Here is a 23,785-nt window from a genome sequence, read left to right on the forward strand (position 1 = left end):
GTCGCCCAGACAGGACAACTATGAGTCATTCGTGCTTTGAACGCTGTCTTCACTTCGTAAGAATGTGTAACGGGATGTATCAAATGCCCCGGCAGACGTAAAAAAGGACCGGCTCAAAGAGCCGGCCCTTTCAGATCTCAACGAGATTTATCGGTCTGTTCAGCCAACAATTTCAGTGCCGGAAAACCAGTAGGCAATTTCCTCAGCAGCTGTTTCAGGTGCGTCAGAACCGTGTACAGAGTTTTCGCCGATGGAAAGCGCAAATTCCTTGCGGATGGTGCCTTCGGCCGCTTCAGCAGGGTTGGTCGCACCCATGACTTCACGGTTCTTCGCAATAGCGCCTTCACCTTCAAGAACCTGAACAACGGTCGGGCCGGACGACATGAACTCTGTCAATTCACCAAAGAAGGGACGCTCTTTGTGAACGGCGTAGAAGGCCTCAGCTTCGCGCAGGGACATCCAGACGCGACGGGAAGCAACCACACGCAGGCCAGCTTCTTCCAGCTTGGCGGTGATGGCACCGGTCAGGTTGCGCTTGGTGGCGTCCGGTTTGATCATGGAAAACGTGCGTTCAATCGCCATTGTGTCGTCTTTCTTGTTCAATTACAGACCGGCAAAATGCCAGGTCCCGAATATCTGAATTTCGCGGCCTTAATAACGGGGCGCTGCCTCGCCTGCAAGGGGGCGGGTGTATGACATTTCCAAGTCAAACACTTGCCGCAGCGCGAAAGACGCTGGAAAAGCACTTTGTTCAAGCTTATTCTGCGCAGTTCAAGGAAATCAACGGCTGTCCAGGGACCCGGCAAAGGCTATTTTAGAATGTCATTCATCGCATCAGCGGCCGCTGCCCTGCCTTCCCTTTTGAGCACTGCCATTGCCGCCTTCGGTTTCGGTGTATTCCTGGGAGATGTCCCCGCTCCCCAAAGTGTCAGCGATGTGGCCGCTAGCTCCCTTGAACAGGAAATTGCAGCCCTTTCCCCCGAGGATCGGGAAGAATTGTTCGTCTTCGTAGCGGGCAATGTCCTTCATACGCTGTACCACGAGGGTGGTCACATGCTCGTTTCCGAACTCGAGCTGCCCGTTCTTGCGCAGGAAGAGAACGCGGTCGACAATCTCGCCACGGTCTCCATGCTGGCGGACGACACCGAAGACACCGACATTTTGCTGATAAGTGCGATGGTCGGTTGGTTCATGATCGCGGAGCAAGATGTTGAGAGCATGGTTTTCTACGATGAACACGATCTCAACGTTCAACGTGGCTATCAGATGCTTTGCCTAATGGTTGGAGCGGATGAAGAAACGTTCCTGGAACTCGCCAACGATCTTGGTATGCCTGAAGACCGTGTTGAAAACTGCGTCGACGAATATGAGCAAGTTGCCGATTCCTGGGAGTATTCGACCGAACCATTTTGGCGCGACGAAAATGCAGGCCCCGGCGGTAAAATCTCGGTCGTTCATGAAAAGGCCCCTGATGAATTGAAGCCGTTTGCGCTTTTTCTGAAAGAAACCGAGTTGATGGAGAGGGTCGCAAAAGAACTCGACAGCCTCTACGAACTCCCTGAAAAAGTGACGTTTCGGGCTGATGTCTGTGAAGAGGAAAACGCCTTCTGGGATCCGGGCAACCGGGAAGTCATCCTTTGTCACGAGCTGGTCGCGGGATTTGCGGCCGTTTATCTCGCCGATCTTGCCTATGAAGAAGATCGGGCTGACCTCGAAAGCTCGGACTGAACCTTCTTTCGATATGTCCCTGGAGCTTCACCGTACTGGTTTTGAAATTCGCGGTAGAAATTGGAGCGCGTCAAAAAACCGACCTCTTCCAGTATGGAGGACACAGGCTCATCTGATACCTTCAAGCGTTCGGCAGCTTCTTCCAGTCTGATACTGTTGACGAACTGACTTACATTCATGCCAAGTATGCGATTGACCGCTTGAGAGAGATCCCGCTCCGGAACACTCAATCGCCTGGCAAGGCGTGTCAGCGACAACTGCGGGTCCTTCGCGAACCCGCGGTCCTTAAGCAATGTGCGTGCTTCATCAACAAGAGCACGGCTTTTTCCCTCATCGGTAGCATAAGATTCGGGCGTCTTTGATCGTCCCGGTTTCCACTTTGTACTGGCAGCAATCAGCGCAACAGCAGCAATCAAAAAGAAAAGACTGGCGAACGAAATCGCCAAGGCCGCCGCGTCCGGTCTGTTTTGGGCAAAAAGGATCGCAATCAGTCCATCGATGATTAGCGTCGCGATCATCACGGCGATTGCTGCCAAAAGAAACTTCGAAAGCAACGCTCCAAGTTCTATCGGTGATTGGGAGAAGACGTCCCTTCCCTGGCTCCACAGACGTATCAAAGCCACGGAATAGACACTGAAGCTCGCCGCAATCACTGCATCGATGTAGCCGATGAAAGGGACTGGGAAAAACAGCGCAACGGACAAGCCAACCGAAATCACGCCATTGACCAGAAACCACTTGCCAAGCCCTGCAGGTGAGACTGTCAGCGAGGTGAAAGACAGGAAAACCAGGGGCGCTATCCAGACCGGGAGAACTCGCTGCAGCGGCAGGAAGGAATAGTTTGCAAATGCAAACCGCAGGCCGACCAGCACAGCCTCCAGGGACATCACGCAAAAAAGCGCAAGGAAAAGGCACCTGGTACGCATTGGAAGAACTTTCCGGGAAAAACCAGGACACCCAGGCCGAGAAAAACACTGGCAAGCAAAAACGAGATGGGAATGCTGATCATGGGAACCCTAGACGGCAGTTCACGGCGTTGATCCTGTCCTTTATCACGATCAAGGACAGGACACGTGCCCCGTACCGATTGTCAACACGTATGGATCAGCGCCAATTGACTGCTATTGCAATCAACCAGCGGAAGTCAGATGCTCCAGCCCAAACCCGATCCACGAAAGACAGTCAAAGGCCTTCTTTCTTCAGCCTTCGCGGCAGTTGCGCTTTTGGTTACCACTCCAGCCTTGTCGCAATCCGAAACGGCATCCCAACTACCGTTCGGACCTGGCGTCACCAAGTTGGTGGTTCAAGACAATCGAGTTGATCGCAAGCTCGAAGGCGATCTCTGGTACCCGACCGGGACCCCGGGCATCTTTCAGCGCGCAGACAAAAGCAAAGTCTGGCAAATGGCTGATGCTGATCCGGAAGGCGAGCCCGCGGAAGGCACCTTCCCCCTCCTCGTCATTTCCCACGGAATGTACGGCAATACATTCAATCAGGCCTGGCTGGCATCAGAGATGGCTCGGCGGGGCTATATTGTCGCCTTAGTCAATCATCCTGGAACCAGCACATTCAAACGCGACGCCGACCAGGCAAGAGAGCTTTGGGAGCGTCCCGTCGACCTGAGCCGGTTGATCAGTTATCTGGTTGGAACCAGCCCCTACAAGACACGCATCGATCCTGAACGAATCTATGCGGCCGGCCACTCACTTGGCGGCTTCACCACCATGCTTCTCGCAGGCGCTCAGTTCGATACGGACCGATACCGTTCAGTCTGTACCGACGACGCGACGCCCGTTGCCTGCAGTGTCCTGAAAGGGTGGTCAGTTGCGGAGACACAACGAGACCAGGAGGAAATGGAAACGCGGCGCGAAGACAAACGTATCTCCAAATTCATCAGCCTGGACCTTGGAGGAACACCCGTCTTTTCGCGCAGCAGCCTCGCGGCCATCGACAAGCCCGTTCTGGTCCTTGGTTCCGGTAGAGCGGACATGCTCGATCAGACAATTGAATCGCGCGCCCTTTCATCAGCACTGCCGGAGAACTCTCATCGTCATGTGGAACTGGAGGATGCCGGTCATTTCGACTTCATGGGCGTCTGCAAATCGGCGGGATTTGCCATTTTGAAAGAACATGAACCCGGCGATGAAATGGTGTGCATCAATGGCGGAGCCGAGCGGGAAGAGCAACATCGACGCATTGTCCGGGAAATTGTCCACTTTCTTGAACAATGATCGGCCTGGGCCTGCTTGCCATGTGCATCTCTGCCACAGGCGGATAATCGTTGATCTGGAGGCTCGCTTTCTCCTTGCATCCGGGGCACAGGTTCGCCAAACATCCGGCCCATGTTGCAAATTTCTGATCTAACTTACCGGATTGGGGACCGTCTCCTGATCGACAAGGCCAGCGTTACCCTGCCCGGCAAGGCCAAGACCGGCCTCGTCGGGCGCAATGGCGCGGGCAAATCAACGCTCTTCAAGATCATTACCGGAGACCTTTCCACCGAGACAGGCCATGTGCAGGTTCCCAAGCGAACCCGGATCGGCCAAGTGGCGCAGGAAGCACCCGGGACCGAAGACACTTTGATGGAAGTCGTGCTTGCGGCCGACACCGAGCGCACGAAGTTGCTCCAAGATGCCGAGATCGAAACGTCGCCGGAAAAGATCGCCGAAATTCATACCAGGCTCGCGGATATCGGTGCACACACAGCAGAAGCACGCGCTGGTGCCATCTTGTCTGGTCTTGGCTTCGATGCGGACGCGCAACTGAGGCCGTGCTCATCCTTTTCCGGCGGATGGCGTATGCGCGTAGCACTTGCAGCCGTTCTATTTTCCGAACCGGACTTGTTGCTGCTAGACGAACCGACCAACTATCTCGATCTGGAAGGCACTTTGTGGCTGGAAAATTATGTCTCCAGGTATCCTCATCAGGTTCTCCTGATTTCCCATGACCGGGACCTTCTCAACAATTCAGTCGACAGCATCGTGCACTTGGACCGCGGCAAGCTGACCTTTTATTCAGGCGGCTACGACAGTTTTGACCGTCAGCGGCGCGAGGCCATGATCCTTGCCGAAAAGGCGAAGGAAAAACAGGACGCACAGCTAAAGCACATGCAGGCGTTCGTCGACCGGTTCCGCTACAAGGCAAGCAAGGCACGGCAGGCCCAATCGCGGCTGAAAATGCTTGAAAAGATGCAGCCCATCGCCGCCTTGACGGAGGAAAGCGGCAGGCCGATCCATTTTCCTGATCCGGAAAACCAGTTGGCTCCTCCGATCCTCAAACTTGAAAATGTTGCGACGGGCTATGGTGAAACCAAAATCCTCCAGCATCTGACGCTGAACATCGACACAGACGACAGGATCGCGCTCCTTGGTGCGAACGGCAATGGCAAGTCTACATTTGCGAAACTGATTTCAGGGCGGCTGGCAGCCATGGCCGGTGACATGGCCAAGGCCTCAAAGTTGAAGATTGCCTTTTTTGCGCAGCATCAGCTGGATGAGTTGAAACCGGCCGAGAACGCCGTCGCGCATGTGCGCACGCTGATGCCGGACGCTCCCGAGGCTAAAGTGCGGGCAAGAGTAGCCAGATTCGGATTGCCTACCGATCGAATGGACACACCGGCCAAGGACCTGTCCGGCGGCGAGAAGGCTCGCCTGCTGCTTGGGCTGGCGACGTTCGACGGCCCGCACCTGCTTATTCTCGATGAACCGACCAACCACCTGGACATCGACAGCCGCGAAGCATTGGTGATGGCATTGAATGACTTCCAGGGTGCTGTGGTGCTGATCAGTCACGACCGACACCTGATTGAAGCTTGCGCCGACCGGCTGTGGCTCGTCGCCGGCGGCAAGGTGGAACCCTATGACGGTGATATGGATGATTATCGCCGCCTCATTCTGCAGAGCCCGGAGGCAGCACAGAAAGCCAGGGACAGGGCAATAGCTTCCGAAGCCGAAAAAGCGTCCGCACAAGACAAACGGCGGGAGGCAGCTCAAAAACGCAGCCAGTTGAAACCGCTCAAGCAGAAAATCGATGCTGCTGAAAAGGAGATGGCAAGGCTGCAGGACAAAATCGGAAAGCTGGATGAAGCTCTTGCCGACCCGTCATTCTTTGCAAACGAGCCCGAGCGGGCCGCCAAATTCGCCAAGGAGCGTGCCTACTGCGAAAAAAAGCTGGTCAAGACTGAAGAAGACTGGTTGGAACTTTCCGCGGAGTTTGAGGAAGCAAGCTGATGGCCGGCATCACCACGCTCGGCTTTGACGCCGACGACACGCTTTGGCACAACGAACGCGTTTTTCGTTTGACACAAGACCGCTTCGCTTCGCTGCTTGCCGAGTTTACCGAAAAGACCCACCTCTCCGACCGCTTACTGGCTGCCGAACGACGCAATGTGCTGCACTATGGTTACGGCGTGAAAGGCTTCACGTTGTCCATGATCGAAACAGCTATCGAAGTCACCAATGGACGGGTCCATGCCGATGTGATCTCTGAAATCCTTGAGGCCGGCAGGGATATGCTGAAGCATCCCTTGGAGCCGTTGCCTCATGTCGAAGAAATGTTGAAGGCACTGAAAGACCAATATCGGCTGGTGCTGATCACAAAGGGTGACCTGTTCGATCAGGAGCGCAAAGTTACTGCCTCCGGACTGGATGTCTTTTTCGATGCCATCGAAATCGTATCGGAAAAATCGGCGGCGACCTACCGCACACTCTTTGCCCGTCACGGCTCAGGTCCCGAAAAGGCCATGATGATCGGCAACTCACTGAAATCGGACGTTGTGCCGGCACTGGAAGCAGGCTCCTATGGTGTCCATGTGCCTTACCACGTCACCTGGGCTCTTGAGGAAGCAGAAGCACCTCTTGGAAATGATCGATACCATCGGCTCGATCATATCGGAAAGGTACCCTTGCTTTTGGCAAGGCTTGCCTGATTTGAAGGTTGTCGCGCCAGCACCAGAAACGCGCGCCTAAGCTTTACGTTCCCATCCTCCAGCCTGGGTTTGTTGCCAATAGGCAATTTCAAAACCCTCTGCCTTGGCTTCTTTCCAACGGTTTCGGGCTTCCTGCACGGCCTCCTGATCATTGCCGTCAAACATGAAGATTGCGCGTTTATAGGCGCTCAGTGAAGGCGGTTCCGCTCTATCGACCAGGAAACGAACATCTGCTTCGTTCGGATTGTCCTGTCCCGAAGTCAGATAGATCGGCTGGTGTTCAGCATTCCCATCACCCTTCGTTCCATGCGGAAGAAAGCTGTCGTCGGTGAACGTCCACAAATGGGCATCAAGTGCGTTGCAGCGTTCATCGCTTCCGGTTTGCACCACAACTTTCCAGTCTCGCTCCAGGCATTTCAGAAGCAATTGCGGCAAGGCCACTTCAAGCGGCTTGTGCAATAGGTGATAGAAGACAACTTCAACGCTCATCGTGCATTCCACTACTACGCCTCATTGATTGCACGGCTGATGCTCCAGCGAACCAGCGCATTGCCGTCGCACGAGTGATGCAGGCTTGCAACAGCAGCGCCTTCAAATGGCCAGGACAACAAAACCGGCATAGACAGGCCACAAGACTCGTATCATTAACCCTTCGCAAATGTCGATTGACTAGGGTTCGTCCCCGGGGACGATCCAATGATCATTTTTATTTGGCTGGTGAACGGTATTCCCGAACCAGCTCACATAGGGGTTTGGTGAATGCTTGCACGAGTAGTTGTGTTTTTTGCGTTGGTAGCAGTTGTAGCAGGTGCCACCGTTGGAATGGGGCTTTTGGTTGAACCGGCGACAGCCTGTCAGGCCTACAAGACCTGCTGAACCAAACGCCAGGGACATAAAAAACCCGCCGATTGGCGGGTTTTTCTTTTTCTAAACAGCACGCTCAGTTTTCGTAGTGATCGGCCACCAGCTGGTTCAGAAGCCGAACACCGTAGCCTGAGGCCCAACTTTGACAGATTTCGTCTTTTGGGGCGCCAAATGCCGTGCCAGCAATGTCCAGGTGCGCCCAGGGCACATCATTGGCAAAGCGCTGCAAAAACTGCGCAGCGGTAATAGAGCCTGCCCAGCGGCCGCCAATATTTTTAACGTCCGCATTGGGCGTATCGATCATCTTGTCGTAGCCTTTGGAAAGTGGCAGGCGCCAGAGCGGCTCACCACTCGCCTTTCCAGCTGCCAAGAGATTGTCTGCAAGCTCATCGTTGTTGGAAAACAGACCTGCATTCAGATTGCCCAGTGCGACCAGAACAGCACCAGTCAGTGTCGCAAGGTCGATCATGATCGAAGGCTTGTATTTTTCCTGCGTGTACCAAAGCGCATCGGCCAGCACCAAGCGCCCTTCTGCATCCGTGTTCAGGACTTCGATCGTGGTGCCGGACATGGCTGTAACGATATCACCTGGCCGCTGAGCGTTGCCATCGGGCATATTCTCAACAAGACCGATCACACCGATCACATTTGCCTTGGCTTTCCGGCCTGCAATGGCATGCATCGCACCGACGACAGCAGCAGCTCCGCCCATATCGCCCTTCATATCTTCCATGCCGCCTGCCGGCTTGATCGAAATACCACCAGTATCGAAAACAACGCCCTTCCCGATCAAGGCAACCGGTGCAACACCCTTCTTGCCGCCATTCCAGCGCATCACGGCCAGTTGCGGAGGACGGACTGAGCCCTGAGCAACACCAAGAAGGGCTCCCATCTTCAGCTTTTTCATTTCCTTTTCGCCGAGGACATCAACTTCAACGCCGAGCTTTTCAAGCTCTTGGGCCTTCTTGGCGAATTCCACCGGCCCAAGCACGTTTGCAGGCTCATTGACGAGATTACGGGCGAGGATCACACCATCGGCAATTGCTTCGGACGCCGCCCAGGCTTTTTTGGCGGCCTTCTGATCAGCAACTGACAGTGTAAGCTTCAAGTCTTTCGTCTTTTCGCCGTCTTTTTTGACGGTCTTATAGGCGTCGAACTCATAGGCACGCAGTTTTGCGCCCATGGCAAACTCAGCTTCCAGATCTGCTGTAAGGTCACTGTCTTCCGGCGCATCCAAAAGTACGGTCGCAGCGCTCGCTTTCGCAGCTCGAAGGCTGGCCAGAACCGTGCCACCGAATGCACGCCAATCATCCCGGGTCAGGTCATCAGGTTTGCCGATACCGAGGACGATCAGCCGATCAACGGCGAGGCCGGCTGGAGCGACAAGATCCAACGTGGTTTTTTTCTTCCCTTCAAAGCCGGCTATCTCCGCGACACGTGAAAAGCCTCCCTCAAGCCCGGACAGGTGTTCACCGGCTATCTGTCCGAAGCTCAGATCTTCGCCGGCGAGGACAACCGCCACACCGCCTTTTGGCGCGGCTGCTTTCGTAAAGGTGATTTTTGCAAGTTTGCTCATGCGACGGTCCTGTAAAAATTTGTACTGCTGCTGATTGATTAGAAGGCATATCTTGAGTTGCCATTGACTGGAGGCAGACTAGTCCCTGGATTGCTGATTTCCTTCCAAATCATGGGGTTTCAACAGCTTTTCGGCAAGAGCTGCAAAAATTAATGTATATTTACCATTCTTCTTCATGGGCCGTTCACCACATTTCGTGTTATTCGGACGTGGGCTGGAAGATCGTCAATTTTACAAGGGACAAGCTCCTGCAGCTATGAAGACGCTTGAACGGTACATTATCCGCCGGACGGTCTATGCATTCACCCTGACCATTGCGGCCATGACAGGTGTTGTCTGGGCAACGCAGGCGTTGCGTCAGTTGGATCTCGTCACGTCCAAAGGCCAGACCATCGTGCAGTTTATCGGCATCACCATGCTGGCCCTGCCCTTCCTGATCGTGATCGTTGCTCCCTTTGCTCTCATGATCGCGCTGATCCTCGTTCTCAACGCGCTTTCGGGCGACAGTGAACTGATCGTGATCGATGCAAGCGGTGGCTCGCGGTTTCTTGTGCTCAAGCCCGTCATGATTTTTTCCGTCATTGTTATGGCGCTGACAGGCACGATGGCGCTCTACGTCGCACCTCTGGGGCTGGCCCAACTCAGAACGGAAATTACCCGTGTTCGCGCCGACCTTGTGGCCAACATCGTCAAACCGGGCCGTTTCATTACCGTTGAAGATGGGCTCACATTCCACATACGAAACCGTTCGGGCAATGGCACCCTGGATGGCCTTCTTCTTCATGACACGCGCGATGAAGAAACCTCATTTACCTACCAGGCCGAAACGGGACAGATCGTGGAAGCGTCCGAGCGGACCCTTCTGGTGATGCAGAACGGCACTATTCAGCGGCGTCCGAAACAGGACGGTGACATTTCCATCGTCCGCTTTCAGTCATACGCGTTCGATCTATCCAATCTGATTCCGGAAGCTGGCGAACCGGTATTCAAGGCAAGCGAGCGCACAACGGCCAACTTGATGGTGCCTGGCCGAAACGACGCATATGCGCTTAAAAATCCAGATAAGCTGGCCCAGGAACTGCACGAACGTTTCAGCCAGCCGCTCTACTGCATCGCCTTTGGTCTGATTGTGTTCGCATTCCTCGGTAAGGCACGCACCACGCGACAAGGTCGCGGTGCGGCTGTGCTTGGTGCCATCTGTTCTTGCGTGCTGCTCAGAACAACTGGATTTGGTGTCACGGCAATTGCGGGCGCTTCATCAGCAGTTCTAGCGCTGCTCTATGTTGTGCCGATAACGGGCGCTGCTCTTGCTTTGGTATCGATCTTCAGGGAACGGAGTTTGGCAGAACCGAAATGGCTCACCAAACTGCAGCTGAAGATCCAGGATCTGATCGATGGCCTTAGCGACCGCCTCAACGGCCGGCGGACTGGAGGCGCAGCGTGATCCTGGGCCAAACTCTAACACTCTATTTTTCAGGCAGGTTCCTGAAGGCCATTCTTGGTCTTTTCCTGTTTGCTGCAGTTCTGATCTTTCTGTTCGACGTTTTGGAACTGGTCCGGCGCGGTGGCGACCGGGAAGGCTTTTCCGTCCTGCGGGTTGCCTTGATTTCGCTTCTGCGCGTGCCGCTCCTGCTTGAACAGGTTATCCCCTTCACCGTTCTGTTCGGCGCAATTGCTGCCTTCGTGACGTTGAGCCGCGCGCTTGAACTGGTTGTTGCCCGCGCTTCGGGTATCAGTGTCTGGCAGTTTTCGATGCCTGCGATTGTCGTGGGCATCGTGCTCGGCATTCTTTCCATCACGGTCTACAATCCGGCAGCCGTCTGGTTTCAGCAAAAGTCCGATGAAGTCGCTACGGGCCTTTTCGGCTCTGAACAGAACTTTCTTTTGCAAACCTCTTCAGACGTCTGGGTCCGCCAGGACGGGCTTGACGGAGAGTCTGTGCTCTTGGCCAAAAAGCTTCTTGAAGGCGGCACATTCCTCGTAGGCGTTACGATTTTCACCTTTGACAAGGACGGCACATTTAGAGAGCGGATCGAGGCGGAAGAGGCTCGTCTTGGTGATGAAATCTGGTATTTGAGCGATGCAATCGTCTACACCACCGAACAGGATCCGCAGACTTATGGACGTTACGAAGTCAGCACCTTCCTGACCGCCACCGAGGTTCGTGAAAGCATCGGCTCACCCGAATCAATTTCGTTCTGGAATTTGCCGCGCTTCATCGAATTGGCAAGAAATGCGGGATTGCCGGCCTATCGGTACAATTTGCAGTACCAGACTCTGCTCGCTCGCCCGCTTCTTCTTGTCGCTATGATTCTGATTGCAGCGGCAGTTTCCCTTAAAGTTTCGCGGTTTGGTGGATTGGGAAGTATGATTCTGGGTGGAATCCTGTCCGGGTTCGTGCTTTACGTTCTAACCGAGCTTGCGAAAGACTTTGGAGGTGCGGGAATCGTCCCGCCGCTTGTTGCTGCGTGGGCGCCTGGAATATTTGGAGTACTTATGGGGTTGACTATTCTCTTGCATCAGGAAGATGGCTAAAGCGATGTCTTTTGCAGCATTCCTGAACACAGAGATTTGGTCCAAGAAGGGCAACCTGCTGGCGGCGGTAAGCGCAGTCGCCATAACCGTTGCCGTCTGTTTTCCGGGAACTGATACCGCCAAAGCTCAGGATCTCGTGTCCGGCCTCGCCGACGACGTAAATCCGGATGCGAACCTTCTGCTTGAATCCAGAGAAATCACCTACGACTTCGACCGGGACCTGATCGTCGCGACCGGCAATGTGCAGGTTTACTACGACGGCAACACCGTTCAGGCGCAGCAGATTGTGTTCGATCGCAAAAGTCAGCAACTGCGCGCAGCCGGCAATGTCATTTTTATCGAAGCAAACGGCACTGTTGTACGCACTGAAGAAATGGTGTTGTCAGAAGACTTCTCCGAGGGCTTTGCCAAAGCGCTCCAGATCGACACGACCAAGCGCACGCGTTTCATTGCCGAACAGGCGCGGCGCGAAGGCAGCAATGTCACCACGATCGATAATGGCCTCTATACGGTCTATACGAAACCGACCAACCCGCCGAACAAACCACCGCTTTGGCGCGTGAGAGCTGAAAAGATCATCCATAACCAGCAGGAAAAGGTGATCCGGTTCGAGAACGCAGCCTTTGAGGTCTATGGGCAACCGATTGCCTATCTGCCTTACCTGTCGATGCCGGACCCGACGGTCAAGAGAAAGTCGGGCTTCCTGATGCCCGAAGGTGTCATTAACGACAAGCTCGGCTATGGCGTCACGATTCCCTACTATTGGGCCCTCGCCCCGAACTATGATGTCACCACCATTTTGACCCCTTTGACCAAACAGGGTGTCTTTGGTGACGTCGAGGCACGCTATCGGTTTTCGTCAGGTCAGATCAGCCTTTCGGGTGCCGGTCTTTATCAGGCGCAGCCGAACAACTTCACAACGTCACGTGCTGACGAACGCTGGCGCGGTGCCATCAATTCGAAGGGTTCTTTCAGTCTTGCAAAAGATTGGACGCTAGGCTGGAACGTGACCTACAAAAGCGATCGCCAGTTCTTCCAGGATTATTCCTTCACAAGCTTCAGCGGAAACGGTGACACCTCGGAGATCTATCTGGAAGGCAGAACGGACAGCAATGCGCTGACGGTCAGGGGCTATGCCTATCAAATCTCCCAGGAGGACTACACCGACAGTGAGTTCAATGCGAATGGCTTCTCCTCTGTCGGCAGCTCGCTTCAGGACAAACAGCCACTTGTCCTTCCGGTGATCGATTATGATTATGTTTTCGCCGATCCGGTTCTTGCAGGTGAACTGGCACTCACTGCGAACTTCACCTCGCTGACGCGCGATGAGACCGATGCATTCTCGGTTGACGGTGGTACAACGCCCAAATTCCGAGGTGTTGACGGAACATTCTCGCGTCTCTCCTTGAAAGGAAACTGGCGCAAAACGTTCATTGACCCCCTGGGGCAGACCTTTACACCGTTCGCCTATATGCGCGGCGACCTGTTCTTCCTTGCCTCGCCTGATGCGGATGTGACAGCGCTGAGCGGCGAGAGTTTCGTCGGACGCGCCATGCCGGCGGTCGGCATGGAATACCGCTATCCATTTGTCGCCACCTTTAACGGCGGCAACCAGATACTTGAGCCGGTCGCCCAGATCGTCGCCCGTCCGAATGAACAGCGGATCGGTGAATTGCCGAACGATGATGCGCAAAGCATCGTCTTCGACACCACAACTTTGTTCGACTACGACAAATTCTCAGGCTTTGACCGTGCAGAAGGCGGAACGCGGCTGAATGTTGGCCTGAATTACAAACTGCAACTTGATAGCGGTTATTATGTTAGCGGTCTGTTCGGCCGGTCCTATCATATTGCGGGCGAAAACTCATATGCGACACCCGACATCCTCGGTGCAACGCAGGATTCCGGCCTAGAGACAGACCTCTCTGACTATGTAGGCAGTCTCTACATCGATACCCGCTATGGCGTGAAGGTCGGCGCTCAGGCGCGGCTTGACAAGGAAGACCTGACTGTCAACCGTGTACAGGCCCAGGCAAGCGCGATCTACGGTCCGGTTGTTTCGTCTATGGCCTACGCCTTTCTGAACGCACAGCCCGATATCGGCATTGACGACCCTCGTGAAGAATTGCTCGGATCGGCAAGCCTGCGTCTTGAAGAAAACTGGCGCGTTTTCGGCTCAATGCGCTATGACCTTCAAAACAGCAATATCGTGCAGGATGGATTCGGTATCGGCTATGACGACGAAGGGTTCTCCTTCTCCGTTTCCTACGCTGAAGACCGCAGCCGGAATGATGGCGATGAAGTGAACAGAACACTTTATTTCCGGATCGGGTTGAGAACCATCGGCAATACACAAGTATCAAGCGGTGCTCTTAACTGATACACGTTTACCGCTAGAAACGGTTGAGTTTTGACCATCACAAATGCGTTGGGTCATCTTACCGCCACGAATTGTCACCACATTTGCTGAAATTTTGAAATTAAGGCCATGATGTGCGAAACATCATGGCACTAGAAAACAAAGCGACAGGTGGTTTCTAAAATCCACCGAAATGCTTAAAACTTCGGTTCGGCCAAAGGCCAGCACGGATGGTTCATCAATGCGACTTCGTCTTGCCCCAATTTTCCTCAGCCTGGGTCTGATCCTGGCAGCGCCGTTGGCGATGCCGGCTCACGCGGCTATCAAGGTGATCGTCAACGACGTTCCGATTACCGATTACGACATAACGCAGCGTGCGCGCCTGATCACGCTCACACAGCGGAAATCAGCTTCAGTCGCTCGGCGTCAAGCCTCTGAAGAGCTCGTAGATGATCAAATCAAACTGGCTGAAGCGGATCGTGTCGGCATCGAAGTGACGCAAAGCGAAGTCGACGGTGCATTCAACAACATTGCCCGCGGTGTCAAAATGACACCATCGAAGCTGTCTTCGGCTCTGCGCCAGGGTGGCGTTCAACCCGACACACTGAAAAAACGCCTTAAGGCTCAATTGGCCTGGAATCAGTTGTTGCGGCGAAAGTTCAGCGGTCGTGTCGAAGTCGACGAATCCGACATCATCGCAGCGCTCCAGAAAACAGATGAGGAAGAACGCAGGACGTCTGTCGAATATGATCTCAAGCGTGTCATCGTTGTAGTCCCGAAAAATTCTTCCGGTGGATTCAAATCGAAACGCAAGAGCGAAAGCAACCAGATCCGTGCATCGTTCGACGGCTGCGATAATGCCGGAGCCCTGCTCGGAAAATACAGCGAAGTCGTCGTACAACCCATTGGCCGCAGGTTGGAAACAGAATTGCCGGAAGGCCTCATGGAAGAAATCTCTGCTCTGAAGCCGGGAAAACTGACCAAACCGTCCAACTCTCCTGTCGGCTACGAAATGATTGCGGTCTGCGGGAAACGGGAAATAGCTTCCGACATTGCCGTCAGAACCAAGCTTGAAAACGAAATTCGCAGCGAAGAAAGCCAACGTCAGTCCCGTCGGTATCTGCTTGAAGTCCGTCGCCGCGCGACAATCATTTATCGTTGATCTGATATGAAACCCACTCCTCTGCCGCTTGCGGTCAGCATGGGTGAACCGGCTGGCATCGGCCCGGATTTGGTTCTTCTTGCCTGGAAAAACCGCAAATCGCTTCAGTTGCCACCCTTCTATGTTCGCGGTGACCGTGCTCTTTTCGAGAGCCGTGCGGCTCGACTTGGACTGAATGTGCGTATGGACGATGCCAGTCCTGCGGAGGCTGGACACGCTTTCTCCAAGTCCCTTCCAATTGTGCAGACGGGCCCTGCAATTGAAGACAAGCCCGGTGAAGAGCAGGAAGAAACGGCACATTCGATCGTGACATCAATCGAGCGCTGTGTGGAAGACACTGCAAATGGTCTGGCAGCAGCAGTTGTTACCAACCCGATCAACAAGGCAGCGCTCTATAAGACCGGCTTCAGTTTTCCCGGTCACACCGAATTTCTGGGTGATCTGGCAAAGAAACACTGGCCGGATCAACCTGCAAATCCTGTTATGATGATTGCGGGACCGGAACTAATGGTGGTCCCGGTCACCATTCATATCCCATTGAAAGACGTTCCGGAGAAACTCGAAATCGACCTGATCGTCGAAACTGCGCGCATCACTGCTGGTGACCTCAAGACCCGGTTCGGCTATTCAGACCCGCATCTGGCGATTTGTGGCCTCAATCCACATGCGGGTGAAAACGCGACAATGGGAACGGAAGATCGCGATGTGGTCGCACCGGCAATTGCTAAGCTCGTAGACATGGGCATCACCGCCACTGGGCCCCATCCTGCGGACACCCTGTTTCACGCAGCAGCACGCAAGACTTATGACTGTGTCCTGGGTATGTATCACGATCAGGTACTCGTTCCCGCCAAGACAATTGGCTTTGATGACAGCGTCAATATCACGCTTGGTCTGCCTTTCGTACGGACGTCTCCGGACCACGGCACTGCCTACAGCCTTGCAGGCACGGGGTCCGTGCGGATTGACAGCTTTGCCGCCTCGCTGCGCATGGCATCAGTGCTTGCCAATCCAGAACGCCTTTAAACCGCAGACAGGACCTGATGGCCCAAATCGACGACCTGCCGCCGCTTCGTGAGGTGATTGCGAACCACAGCCTCAATGCCAAAAAGTCATTGGGTCAGAACTTTTTGCTCGATCTCAATCTTACATCACGAATTGCGCGTTCAGCAGGGAGCCTTGAGGACTGCACGGTTCTTGAGATTGGTCCCGGCCCCGGTGGACTGACAAGGGCACTGCTGGCGTCAGGGGCCAAAAAGGTTGTTGCGGTCGAAAAAGACAGCCGCTGCCTGCCGGCGCTTGCGCAGATTGCCGATCATTATCCCGGGCGTCTTGAGGTGATTGAAGGGGACGCACTTCAAATTGACCCGGTTTCAATAACCGGAGGCGACAAGGTCCGCATTGCTGCCAATTTGCCCTATAATGTCGGCACTCAACTCTTGATCAACTGGATCACCACGGAAACTTGGCCACCCTTCTGGTCTTCACTGACTTTGATGTTTCAAAAGGAAGTGGGAGAACGGATTGCCGCCGCCCCCGGATCCAAGGCTTATGGTCGGCTTGGCGTGTTGGCAGGTTGGCGCTGCAAGGGTGGTATCCTCTTTGACATCAGCCCCAAAGCTTTTACACCTCCACCAAAGGTGACGTCGGCGGTTGTGCATCTCACACCAAACTGCAGTCCTCTACCCTGCGATCTGAATTCCCTGCAGCGAATAACTGCGGCCGCATTCGGACAGAGGCGGAAAATGCTGCGTGCCAGCCTCAAGCCTCTTGCTCCAAACGCTGAAAGCCTGATCGAAGAAACGGGCCTGAGGCCAACGGCTCGCGCCGAAGAAATCGACATCGAAGGTTTCGTTGCACTCGGCAATGTCTTCAAGGACGCCGCCGCCTTTTGATGAACCAGCAAGTCGACCTGAAAGTCGATAACCGGTTGACGGCACGCTCGTGAGCACTGTTTTCAAGCCGCTTTCTGAGCGTTTCGGGGTCGTTCAAGCCAATATCTTTCTGCAAATGGGCTGATAGACCCTGACGGAAGCTACGCAGCGCAATCGACGCGCGATGTCTCCGGGTCTGCTGACGCTTGAGCGTTTCGAGCCAGGTGAAAATCATAATCTGCCTCCCTTGCGACAGTGGCAAAATGTCAGACAACGAAGCCGATGTAATTGAATGAAATTGCATGCTATTATTCATTTATGAATGACATAGATTTCGATTGGGATACCATTCGTGTGTTTCTGGCAGTCGCGGAGAACGAGAGCCTCAGCCGCGCCGCAGAAACGCTTGCCTTGTCGCAACCAACCGTTGGGCGGCATATTGCGCGACTGGAAGACCGTCTCGGCGTGCAATTGTTTGACAGACGGCAAACAGGTTATGTGCTGACGGAAGGCGGCATACGACTTATCAAAGTTGCAAGGTCCATGGCGCGTGGTGCCGCCGACTTCAAACGAGCCGTTGATTTTGAAAAAGCCGGACATGTTGAGCAAGTTTGCCGGATCACTTTGGGAGAATGGGGCCAACACTTTCTGTCCCGTCATGTCCCGGTGCTCGTTGAAGGGCTCGGAAACATCCGTATCGAACTTTATGCAGATGACACTTTTTGGGATCTCACTCGAAACTCGGCAGATATCGCGGTAGGAAACCTGCCTCCTACGCAATCGCACCTGATAGCGCAAAAACTCGGTGAACGCGGCTTTTACGCCTACGCATCTTCCGCCTATCTCAGAAAACACGCGGACGCCTACGATCCCGCATCCTGGTCAAACCAGGTTTGGGCAGGTTATTGCGGCGCAAGAGCCAAGCTGCGCTCTTCCCGGTTGCTCGCTGACATATTGGACGGAAAGCCCAGCAGATATGCCGTCAACAATTCTCGAGCCTTGTTGGACATTCTGCGAACAGGCGAAGCCATGGGAATCTTGCCGGACTGGATCGGCGAAAGTGAAGATTTGCATCGTTTGAACGCAAAGCCACTTGGGCTTGGAAACTCCTGGATGAGCTTCCATGAAAGGCTGCGGCTGCACCCGGATCTTGCCAAGGTCAAAGACCGGATCGCAGCTCTCTATCGGCAACGCTATGCCGAAACATCTCAAAGCCTTCAAAGGCCCAACAATCCAAAATGAAAGAGCACTCTGGCCTTCAGGCTTTGACTTCTCCGAGCTCTGTCTCCAAATCGTCGACCATCCCCTGGATGAGCGGGCCGATTTTAGGTGACCGGAACTGTTTCAGTCTTTCTGCCTTCAAAATGGCGCGGACATTCTCATAGGCCCGCTCCAGATCGTCATTGACAACCACATAGTCGTATTTCGACCAGTGGCGCATTTCTCCGACCGCAGTTTTCATGCGTTTTGCGATAATCTCGTCAGAATCTTCCGCACGCCGTTTCAGTCGCGACTTCATCTCGGCAATCGATGGCGGCAGAATGAAAACAGACACGACATCGTCACGCATCTTGTCGAACAGCTGAAACGTTCCTTGAATATCAATGTCGAAGAGAATATCGCGCCCGTTTTCGATCGCGTTTTCAACCGGCCCTCTGGGCGTCGCGTAGTAGTTTCCGTGTACCTCGGCCCATTCAAGCAGCTCGTCTGAATCGCGCATTTGCTCAAAGCGCTTGCCGTCCAGAAAATGGTAATGGACACCATCAACTTCGCTTGAACGACGCGCGCGCGTCGTCACGGAAATCGACAACGCCAGATTGTCCTCCTTTTCCAGAAGCAGGCGGGCAATCGTCGATTTGCCTGCGCCGGAAGGAGACGACAAAACAAGCATCAGGCCCCGGCGCTGTTGCTCAGCCTGTTCAGCACTGACGGTGGTCCCGGCGGTCGTCCCAACAGCTGCGTCGGTCATTTGGCTCACTCCAGGTTTTGTATCTGCTCGCGCATTTGATCGATGACCGCCTTCAAGTCCAGCCCGATCGCAGTCAGATCAACATCATTGGACTTGGAACACAAAGTGTTCGCTTCGCGGTTAAATTCCTGCGCCAGGAAGTCCAGGCGTCTGCCAATTGCACCGCCACTATCCATCAATTCTCTGACGGCAGCGACATGAGCATGCAATCTATCGAGTTCCTCGCGAATGTCCGCCTTGGTCGCAAGAAATACCGCTTCTTGATGAAGTCGCTGAGGATCCAGTTGCCCCTCGGCCGCATCCAGCAATTCGGTCAGCTGCTTTTTCAGTCTTGCCTTGATTGCCTCGGGCTTGCGTGCCGGCAGACCTTCGGCGGCGTGCGTCAAGTCGGCAATCCTGTCGATCTGGTCGCGAACAACTGACCCGATTGCCCTGCCTTCGGTGTGCCGCATGTCCACAAGGTCGATCAGGGCAGCGTCCAGTGACGTTAAGAGCGCATTATGCAGAGCCAATTGCGCAACCTCGTCGTCCTCTGGTTCCTTGAGTTCGAAGACACCTTTTTGAGACAGAATTCCGTCGACTGACGGAGGTGCAAGCTCAGGAACACGATTTTTCAGAAGCTCGATTGTAGTCAAAACCGCTTCCAGCGCAGATTCGTTCACCTGAAACTGTTGCTCAGACTGGTCCCGGTTCATCGAAAGGCCGATCGAGACGTTGCCTCGCCTCAGCACCTTTGCGCAACGTTCTCTGATCTTGGGTTCAAGGGTTTCGAGGCCGGTCGGGATTCTAATACGAAGATCAAGAGATTTGCCGTTGACCGATCTGAGTTCCCAGGTCCAGCGTACCGGACCGGATTCTCCAATCGACCTCGCAAACCCTGTCATGCTGGCTAGCGCCATTGCCCCCTCCGGATTTGTTGTGATCGGGCTCGCAGCCCCGACTAATTCGATGTGTCCGGCTGGGTCGTCTGTTCTTGTTCTGCCTGCCGGCGTTCACGTTCGATCTCGCGCCATTTGCGAACATTCGCCTGATGCTGTTCATACGTCTCGGCGAAAACATGCCCACCGGTGCCGTCTGCGACAAAAAACAGATCCTGCGTTCGCGACGGGTTTGCCACCGCTTCCATAGCCGCTCGACCGGGATTGCCTATCGGACCAGGCGGCAGACCGTCGATCTGATAAGTGTTGTAGTCGTTTTCGGCACGCAGTTCTGATTGCTTGATAGCCGAACGATCCTTCAACCAAGCCTCACCACCATAAAGGCCATAAAGTATGGTTGGATCGGACTGCAAACGCATGTTTTTGTTCAAGCGATTGACGAAAACACCTGCCACGCGCGGACGTTCATCCGCCAACGCCGTTTCCTTTTCAACGATTGACGCAAGGATCACCAATTCTTCAGGCGTCTCAACAGGAAGGCCCTCGGTTCTGCGTTCCCAAACCTCGGCAAGCAATTTTTCCTGTGCTGCCTTCATCTGGTTCAGTACATCCTGACGGGCAGCGCCGCGGGCAAAAGTATAGGTATTGGGAAGCAATTCACCTTCAACGGGAACTTCCGTGATTTCACCGGTGAGGATCGGGTGCTCACGCACGCGCTCGAGGATCTGTGCCGTGGTCCAGCCCTCAGGAATTGTCACCGAGTGGACAACTGCGTTGCCTTCGACAAGATCGGTCATTACCTGCTGCATCGAAACGCCAGGCGCAAACGCATATTCTCCGGCCTTCAATTTGGTCGCGTTCTTGTAGAACCGGATTCCAAGATTGAAGATCCATTCATCGATCAGGCTGTCGCCGATGACACCTTGCCCGGAAAGCCGATTGGTGATGCCCGTAAGGCCCGCGCCGGAGGATATGACGACCGTGGCGTCCTGTTGAAGCGGACCGCCCTCTTCGAACTTCTCTTTCCCAAAGTACAGGGCACCGCCAACCGCCGCGAGACCGAAGACCGCCAGCGTGATCACAAGATTGATCAAAATTACAAGGGGGTTGCGGACATGCCTCGACCGCTGCGGCGGCTCTGGCGCAGGTTCAGGCTGCAGGGCTTCACGCGGGCTTTTAGGCTTAATGCGCATGTTTAGCGGCACCTCCAGGATCGAGCCTCACATCCGGGATAATGAGCTCAATCGGATCAGTTGTCACAATCAATTTCCCGAGCCGGGATTTTGACGAATCGTACCCGGCTGGGGAGAATTTGAATGGGTTATGCGGCAACTTTGCGGAAGACGAGCGAAGCATTTGTGCCACCAAAGCCGAATGAGTTCGACAAGGCCACGTCGATGTCCATCTTCTTCGGCTTGTGCGCAACCAGATCGATTTCCGTTTCAACGGACGGATTGTCAAGATTGATCGTCGGCGGGGCCATACCGTCACGAATTGCCAGGACGGAGAATATGGATTCCACGGCGCCGGCGGCCCCAAGCAAATGGCCAATCGAAGACTTGGTCGATGACATGGTCAGACCTGAAGCATGTTCGCCAGCAAGGCGTGTGACAGCACCGAGCTCAATCTCATCACCGAGCGGCGTTGAAGTTCCATGCGCGTTCACATAGTCGATATCCGCGGGAGTAACTTCAGCACGCTTTAATGCGGCTGCCATGCAGCGGTATGCACCATCGCCGTCAGAGGAAGGAGCCGTGATATGGTAGGCGTCTCCCGAGAGGCCGTATCCGATGACCTCAGCATAGATGTTTGCACCGCGCTTGACCGCATGTTCGTATTCTTCCAGCACGACAACACCGGCCCCCTCACCCATGACGAACCCGTCACGAGCGACGTCATACGGCCGTGAGCCCTTTTCCGGTGTGTCGTTAAATGCGGTGGACAACGCACGACAAGCTGCAAATCCGGCAAGAGCCAGTCGGCAGACCGGAGACTCAGTGCCGCCAGCAACCATCACATCGGCATCGCCGAACGCAATCAGCCGGGAAGCGTCGCCAATAGCATGTGCGCCCGTCGAGCAAGCAGTCACAACCGCATGGTTCGGGCCCTTCAGGCTGTGGCGAATTGAAACGTAACCACCGGCCAAGTTGATCAGACGACCAGGAATAAAAAACGGGCTTACCCTGCGCGGCCCTTTTTCAGCCAGCAGATGAGCACCTTGTTCAATCCCCTGAAGCCCGCCGATACCGGACCCGATCAGTACGCCTGATCTGGCTTGCTGATCATAAGTTTCAGCCTTGAAACCGGAATCCGCCATGGCTTGATCGGCAGCTGCCATTGCGTAGACGATGAAGTCGTCGACTTTGCGCTGTTCCTTGACGTCCATCCAGTCATCAGGATTGAACGCGCCTTCTTCAGCAGTATCGCGCGGTATCTGACAGGCAATCTGACAGGCCAGGTCGTCAACCTTGAAATTGTCGACCTTGTTGGCCCCGCTCTTACCTTCGAGGATCTTTTTCCAAGTGACATCGACACCGCTGCCAAGCGGCGTGACCATGCCCAACCCAGTTACGACTACTCGCCTCATACACCCGCACTTACTGTTGAAGGGCCTGGCGGAGCATATCCCCGCCGGCCCGATCTTCATACATTCACAAAAAGAAGGGCAATGCCCTTACTTGTTGGCTTCCAGGAATTTGACAGCATCGCCCACAGTGAGAATGGTTTCTGCTGCTGTATCCGGGATTTCTACGCCGAATTCTTCTTCGAAGGCCATGACCAGCTCAACGGTGTCAAGGCTGTCCGCACCCAGGTCGTCGATGAAGCTTGCGCCTTCTACAACTTTTTCTGCGTCAACACCGAGGTGCTCAACGACGATTTTCTTTACCCGATCCGCGATATCGCTCATCTTTCACTTCCTTAGTTTTCTTCTAAACATATCTCGCGACCTGCCCCTGACCGGTTTTCCAAAAAGCGGAGGCGCGACATCGCGGTCTTCAAGATGCCAATACGCATCCAAACCGGAAAACCGGACTTGAATGCGCATTTCGTAACAATCGGCGGGTTGGTAACACACTTTGTTGACCTTTACCAGCCGGTCCAGAACGCTTGTCGGCGGCCCGGATTCATTTCGCCTTCTCGGCAATTTTTCCTTTTAAATCATTGCCATGCCACCATTTACATGCAGGGTCTGCCCTGTCACATAGGCGGCTTCGTCGCTGGCAAGATAAAGAGCGGCTGAAGCGATTTCAGCCGAAGTGCCCAGACGCCCGGCAGGGACACTGGTCAAAATCGATTCTTTTTGCTTGTCATTCAGCGCATCGGTCATCGCAGTTTCGATGAAACCTGGCGCAATCGTATTAACGGTGATGTTCCGGCTTGCCACTTCACGGGCCAGAGACTTGTACATGCCAATCATGCCGGCCTTTGCCGCGGAGTAATTAACCTGGCCCGGATTTCCCGTGACACCGACAACCGACGTAATGCCAACAATGCGCCCAGAACGACGCTTCATCATGCCCTTGATCGCCGCACGACAGAGACGGAAACCGGAGGTCAAGTTCACTTCCAGCACCTGGTCCCACTCATCATCCTTCATTCGCATGAAGATATTGTCCCGGGTGATACCCGCGTTGTTGACCAGAACATCTACCGAGCCCATCTTTTCTTCCGCAAGCGGTAGAAGAGCATCGACTGCCCCGCGATCAGAAAGGTTGGCAGGCGTTACGAACGCACGTTCGCCGAGGTCGGCGGCGAGCGCCTCCAGTTTTTCGGCCCGTGTTCCAGACAGAGAAACCGTCGCACCTTGTGCATGCAATGCACGGGCAATTGCTTCGCCGATGCCACCGGTCGCACCAGTAACGAGTGCGTTTTTCCCTTCCAAACTGAACATTAGGGGTCCTTCCCTCGTCGG

21 protein-coding genes are annotated in these 23,785 nt (G+C 54.5%); 11 read left to right on the top strand and 10 right to left on the bottom strand.

Annotated elements, in window-relative coordinates; translation table 11 throughout:
- Positions 1-159: 159 nt before the first annotated feature.
- Complete coding sequence (gene ndk, locus ACZ1HV_RS04535) at positions 160-582, bottom strand: nucleoside-diphosphate kinase (RefSeq protein ID WP_152502235.1); 423 nt, start codon at positions 580-582, stop codon at positions 160-162.
- Between the two features lie 237 nt (positions 583-819).
- Here ndk and ACZ1HV_RS04540 point away from each other — a divergent pair, with 237 nt between their 5' ends.
- Positions 820-1,728 (top strand): DUF4344 domain-containing metallopeptidase, encoded by a 909-nt coding sequence (locus ACZ1HV_RS04540; protein WP_472717445.1) that lies wholly within the window; start codon positions 820-822, stop codon positions 1,726-1,728.
- Here ACZ1HV_RS04540 and ACZ1HV_RS04545 read toward each other — a convergent pair.
- Positions 1,689-2,654, bottom strand: coding sequence for a helix-turn-helix domain-containing protein (locus tag ACZ1HV_RS04545; RefSeq protein ID WP_472717446.1), 966 nt, complete (start codon positions 2,652-2,654; stop codon positions 1,689-1,691). The two genes, ACZ1HV_RS04540 and ACZ1HV_RS04545, sit on opposite strands and share 40 nt — an antisense overlap.
- Positions 2,655-2,876: 222 nt before the next feature.
- Between ACZ1HV_RS04545 and ACZ1HV_RS04550 the strand changes: the two genes are divergently transcribed.
- The 3 genes from ACZ1HV_RS04550 (at position 2,877) to ACZ1HV_RS04560 (ending at position 6,655) form a co-directional block, all read left to right on the top strand.
- Positions 2,877-3,959: an alpha/beta hydrolase family protein gene (locus tag ACZ1HV_RS04550; protein WP_472717447.1), complete on the top strand. Its 1,083-nt coding sequence runs from the start codon at positions 2,877-2,879 to the stop codon at positions 3,957-3,959.
- A gap of 111 nt (positions 3,960-4,070) precedes the next feature.
- Entirely contained in the window at positions 4,071-5,957 is a 1,887-nt protein-coding gene (locus ACZ1HV_RS04555; protein WP_472717448.1) for an ABC-F family ATP-binding cassette domain-containing protein, read from the top strand.
- The gene (locus tag ACZ1HV_RS04560; protein WP_472717449.1) at positions 5,957-6,655 is read left to right on the top strand and encodes an HAD family hydrolase; all 699 of its coding nucleotides are present in this window, start codon (positions 5,957-5,959) and stop codon (positions 6,653-6,655) included. Before ACZ1HV_RS04555 ends, ACZ1HV_RS04560 begins: the two co-directional genes overlap by 1 nt.
- A gap of 36 nt (positions 6,656-6,691) precedes the next feature.
- Here the strand turns inward: ACZ1HV_RS04560 and ACZ1HV_RS04565 are convergent, their stop codons facing one another.
- The gene (locus ACZ1HV_RS04565) at positions 6,692-7,144 is read right to left on the bottom strand and encodes a DNA polymerase III subunit chi (protein ID WP_472717450.1); all 453 of its coding nucleotides are present in this window, start codon (positions 7,142-7,144) and stop codon (positions 6,692-6,694) included.
- A gap of 451 nt (positions 7,145-7,595) precedes the next feature.
- Positions 7,596-9,095 (bottom strand): leucyl aminopeptidase, encoded by a 1,500-nt coding sequence (locus tag ACZ1HV_RS04570; protein ID WP_472717451.1) that lies wholly within the window; start codon positions 9,093-9,095, stop codon positions 7,596-7,598.
- 256 nt (positions 9,096-9,351) lie between these two features.
- Between ACZ1HV_RS04570 and lptF the strand changes: the two genes are divergently transcribed.
- The 7 genes from lptF (at position 9,352) to ACZ1HV_RS04605 (ending at position 18,267) form a co-directional block, all read left to right on the top strand.
- Positions 9,352-10,539: an LPS export ABC transporter permease LptF gene (gene lptF, locus ACZ1HV_RS04575; protein WP_298814400.1), complete on the top strand. Its 1,188-nt coding sequence runs from the start codon at positions 9,352-9,354 to the stop codon at positions 10,537-10,539.
- Positions 10,536-11,630, top strand: a complete 1,095-nt coding sequence (lptG, locus tag ACZ1HV_RS04580) for an LPS export ABC transporter permease LptG (RefSeq protein ID WP_298814403.1) — start codon at positions 10,536-10,538, stop codon at positions 11,628-11,630. The genes lptF and lptG overlap by 4 nt, the downstream gene beginning before the upstream one ends.
- Before the next feature lie 4 nt (positions 11,631-11,634).
- Positions 11,635-14,010 (top strand): LPS-assembly protein LptD, encoded by a 2,376-nt coding sequence (locus ACZ1HV_RS04585; RefSeq protein WP_298814406.1) that lies wholly within the window; start codon positions 11,635-11,637, stop codon positions 14,008-14,010.
- A gap of 220 nt (positions 14,011-14,230) precedes the next feature.
- Positions 14,231-15,151: a SurA N-terminal domain-containing protein gene (locus ACZ1HV_RS04590; protein WP_298814411.1), complete on the top strand. Its 921-nt coding sequence runs from the start codon at positions 14,231-14,233 to the stop codon at positions 15,149-15,151.
- A 6-nt stretch (positions 15,152-15,157) separates the two neighbouring features.
- Positions 15,158-16,177, top strand: coding sequence for a 4-hydroxythreonine-4-phosphate dehydrogenase PdxA (gene pdxA, locus ACZ1HV_RS04595; protein WP_298814414.1), 1,020 nt, complete (start codon positions 15,158-15,160; stop codon positions 16,175-16,177).
- Positions 16,178-16,194: 17 nt separating this feature from the next.
- Positions 16,195-17,046: a 16S rRNA (adenine(1518)-N(6)/adenine(1519)-N(6))-dimethyltransferase RsmA gene (gene rsmA, locus ACZ1HV_RS04600; RefSeq protein WP_298814417.1), complete on the top strand. Its 852-nt coding sequence runs from the start codon at positions 16,195-16,197 to the stop codon at positions 17,044-17,046.
- A 297-nt stretch (positions 17,047-17,343) separates the two neighbouring features.
- Complete coding sequence (locus ACZ1HV_RS04605) at positions 17,344-18,267, top strand: LysR family transcriptional regulator (RefSeq protein ID WP_298957857.1); 924 nt, start codon at positions 17,344-17,346, stop codon at positions 18,265-18,267.
- Positions 18,268-18,283: 16 nt separating this feature from the next.
- Here the strand turns inward: ACZ1HV_RS04605 and gmk are convergent, their stop codons facing one another.
- From gmk to fabG, 6 genes are all read right to left on the bottom strand, one after another.
- Positions 18,284-18,994 (bottom strand): guanylate kinase, encoded by a 711-nt coding sequence (gmk, locus tag ACZ1HV_RS04610; protein WP_472717452.1) that lies wholly within the window; start codon positions 18,992-18,994, stop codon positions 18,284-18,286.
- A 5-nt stretch (positions 18,995-18,999) separates the two neighbouring features.
- Positions 19,000-19,893, bottom strand: a complete 894-nt coding sequence (locus ACZ1HV_RS04615) for a YicC/YloC family endoribonuclease (protein ID WP_298814426.1) — start codon at positions 19,891-19,893, stop codon at positions 19,000-19,002.
- 41 nt (positions 19,894-19,934) lie between these two features.
- Positions 19,935-21,065 carry an endolytic transglycosylase MltG gene (mltG, locus tag ACZ1HV_RS04620; RefSeq protein ID WP_472717453.1) on the bottom strand — a complete coding sequence of 377 codons (1,131 nt, stop codon included), beginning with the start codon at positions 21,063-21,065 and terminating at the stop codon, positions 19,935-19,937.
- 128 nt (positions 21,066-21,193) lie between these two features.
- Entirely contained in the window at positions 21,194-22,459 is a 1,266-nt protein-coding gene (gene fabF, locus ACZ1HV_RS04625; protein WP_298814432.1) for a beta-ketoacyl-ACP synthase II, read from the bottom strand.
- Positions 22,460-22,546: 87 nt separating this feature from the next.
- Positions 22,547-22,780, bottom strand: coding sequence for an acyl carrier protein (locus ACZ1HV_RS04630; RefSeq protein WP_008194310.1), 234 nt, complete (start codon positions 22,778-22,780; stop codon positions 22,547-22,549).
- Between the two features lie 246 nt (positions 22,781-23,026).
- The gene (fabG, locus tag ACZ1HV_RS04635; protein ID WP_472717454.1) at positions 23,027-23,764 is read right to left on the bottom strand and encodes a 3-oxoacyl-[acyl-carrier-protein] reductase; all 738 of its coding nucleotides are present in this window, start codon (positions 23,762-23,764) and stop codon (positions 23,027-23,029) included.
- Positions 23,765-23,785: the final 21 nt, after the last annotated feature.

The organism is Roseibium sp. JB4-4 (assembly GCF_055693425.1).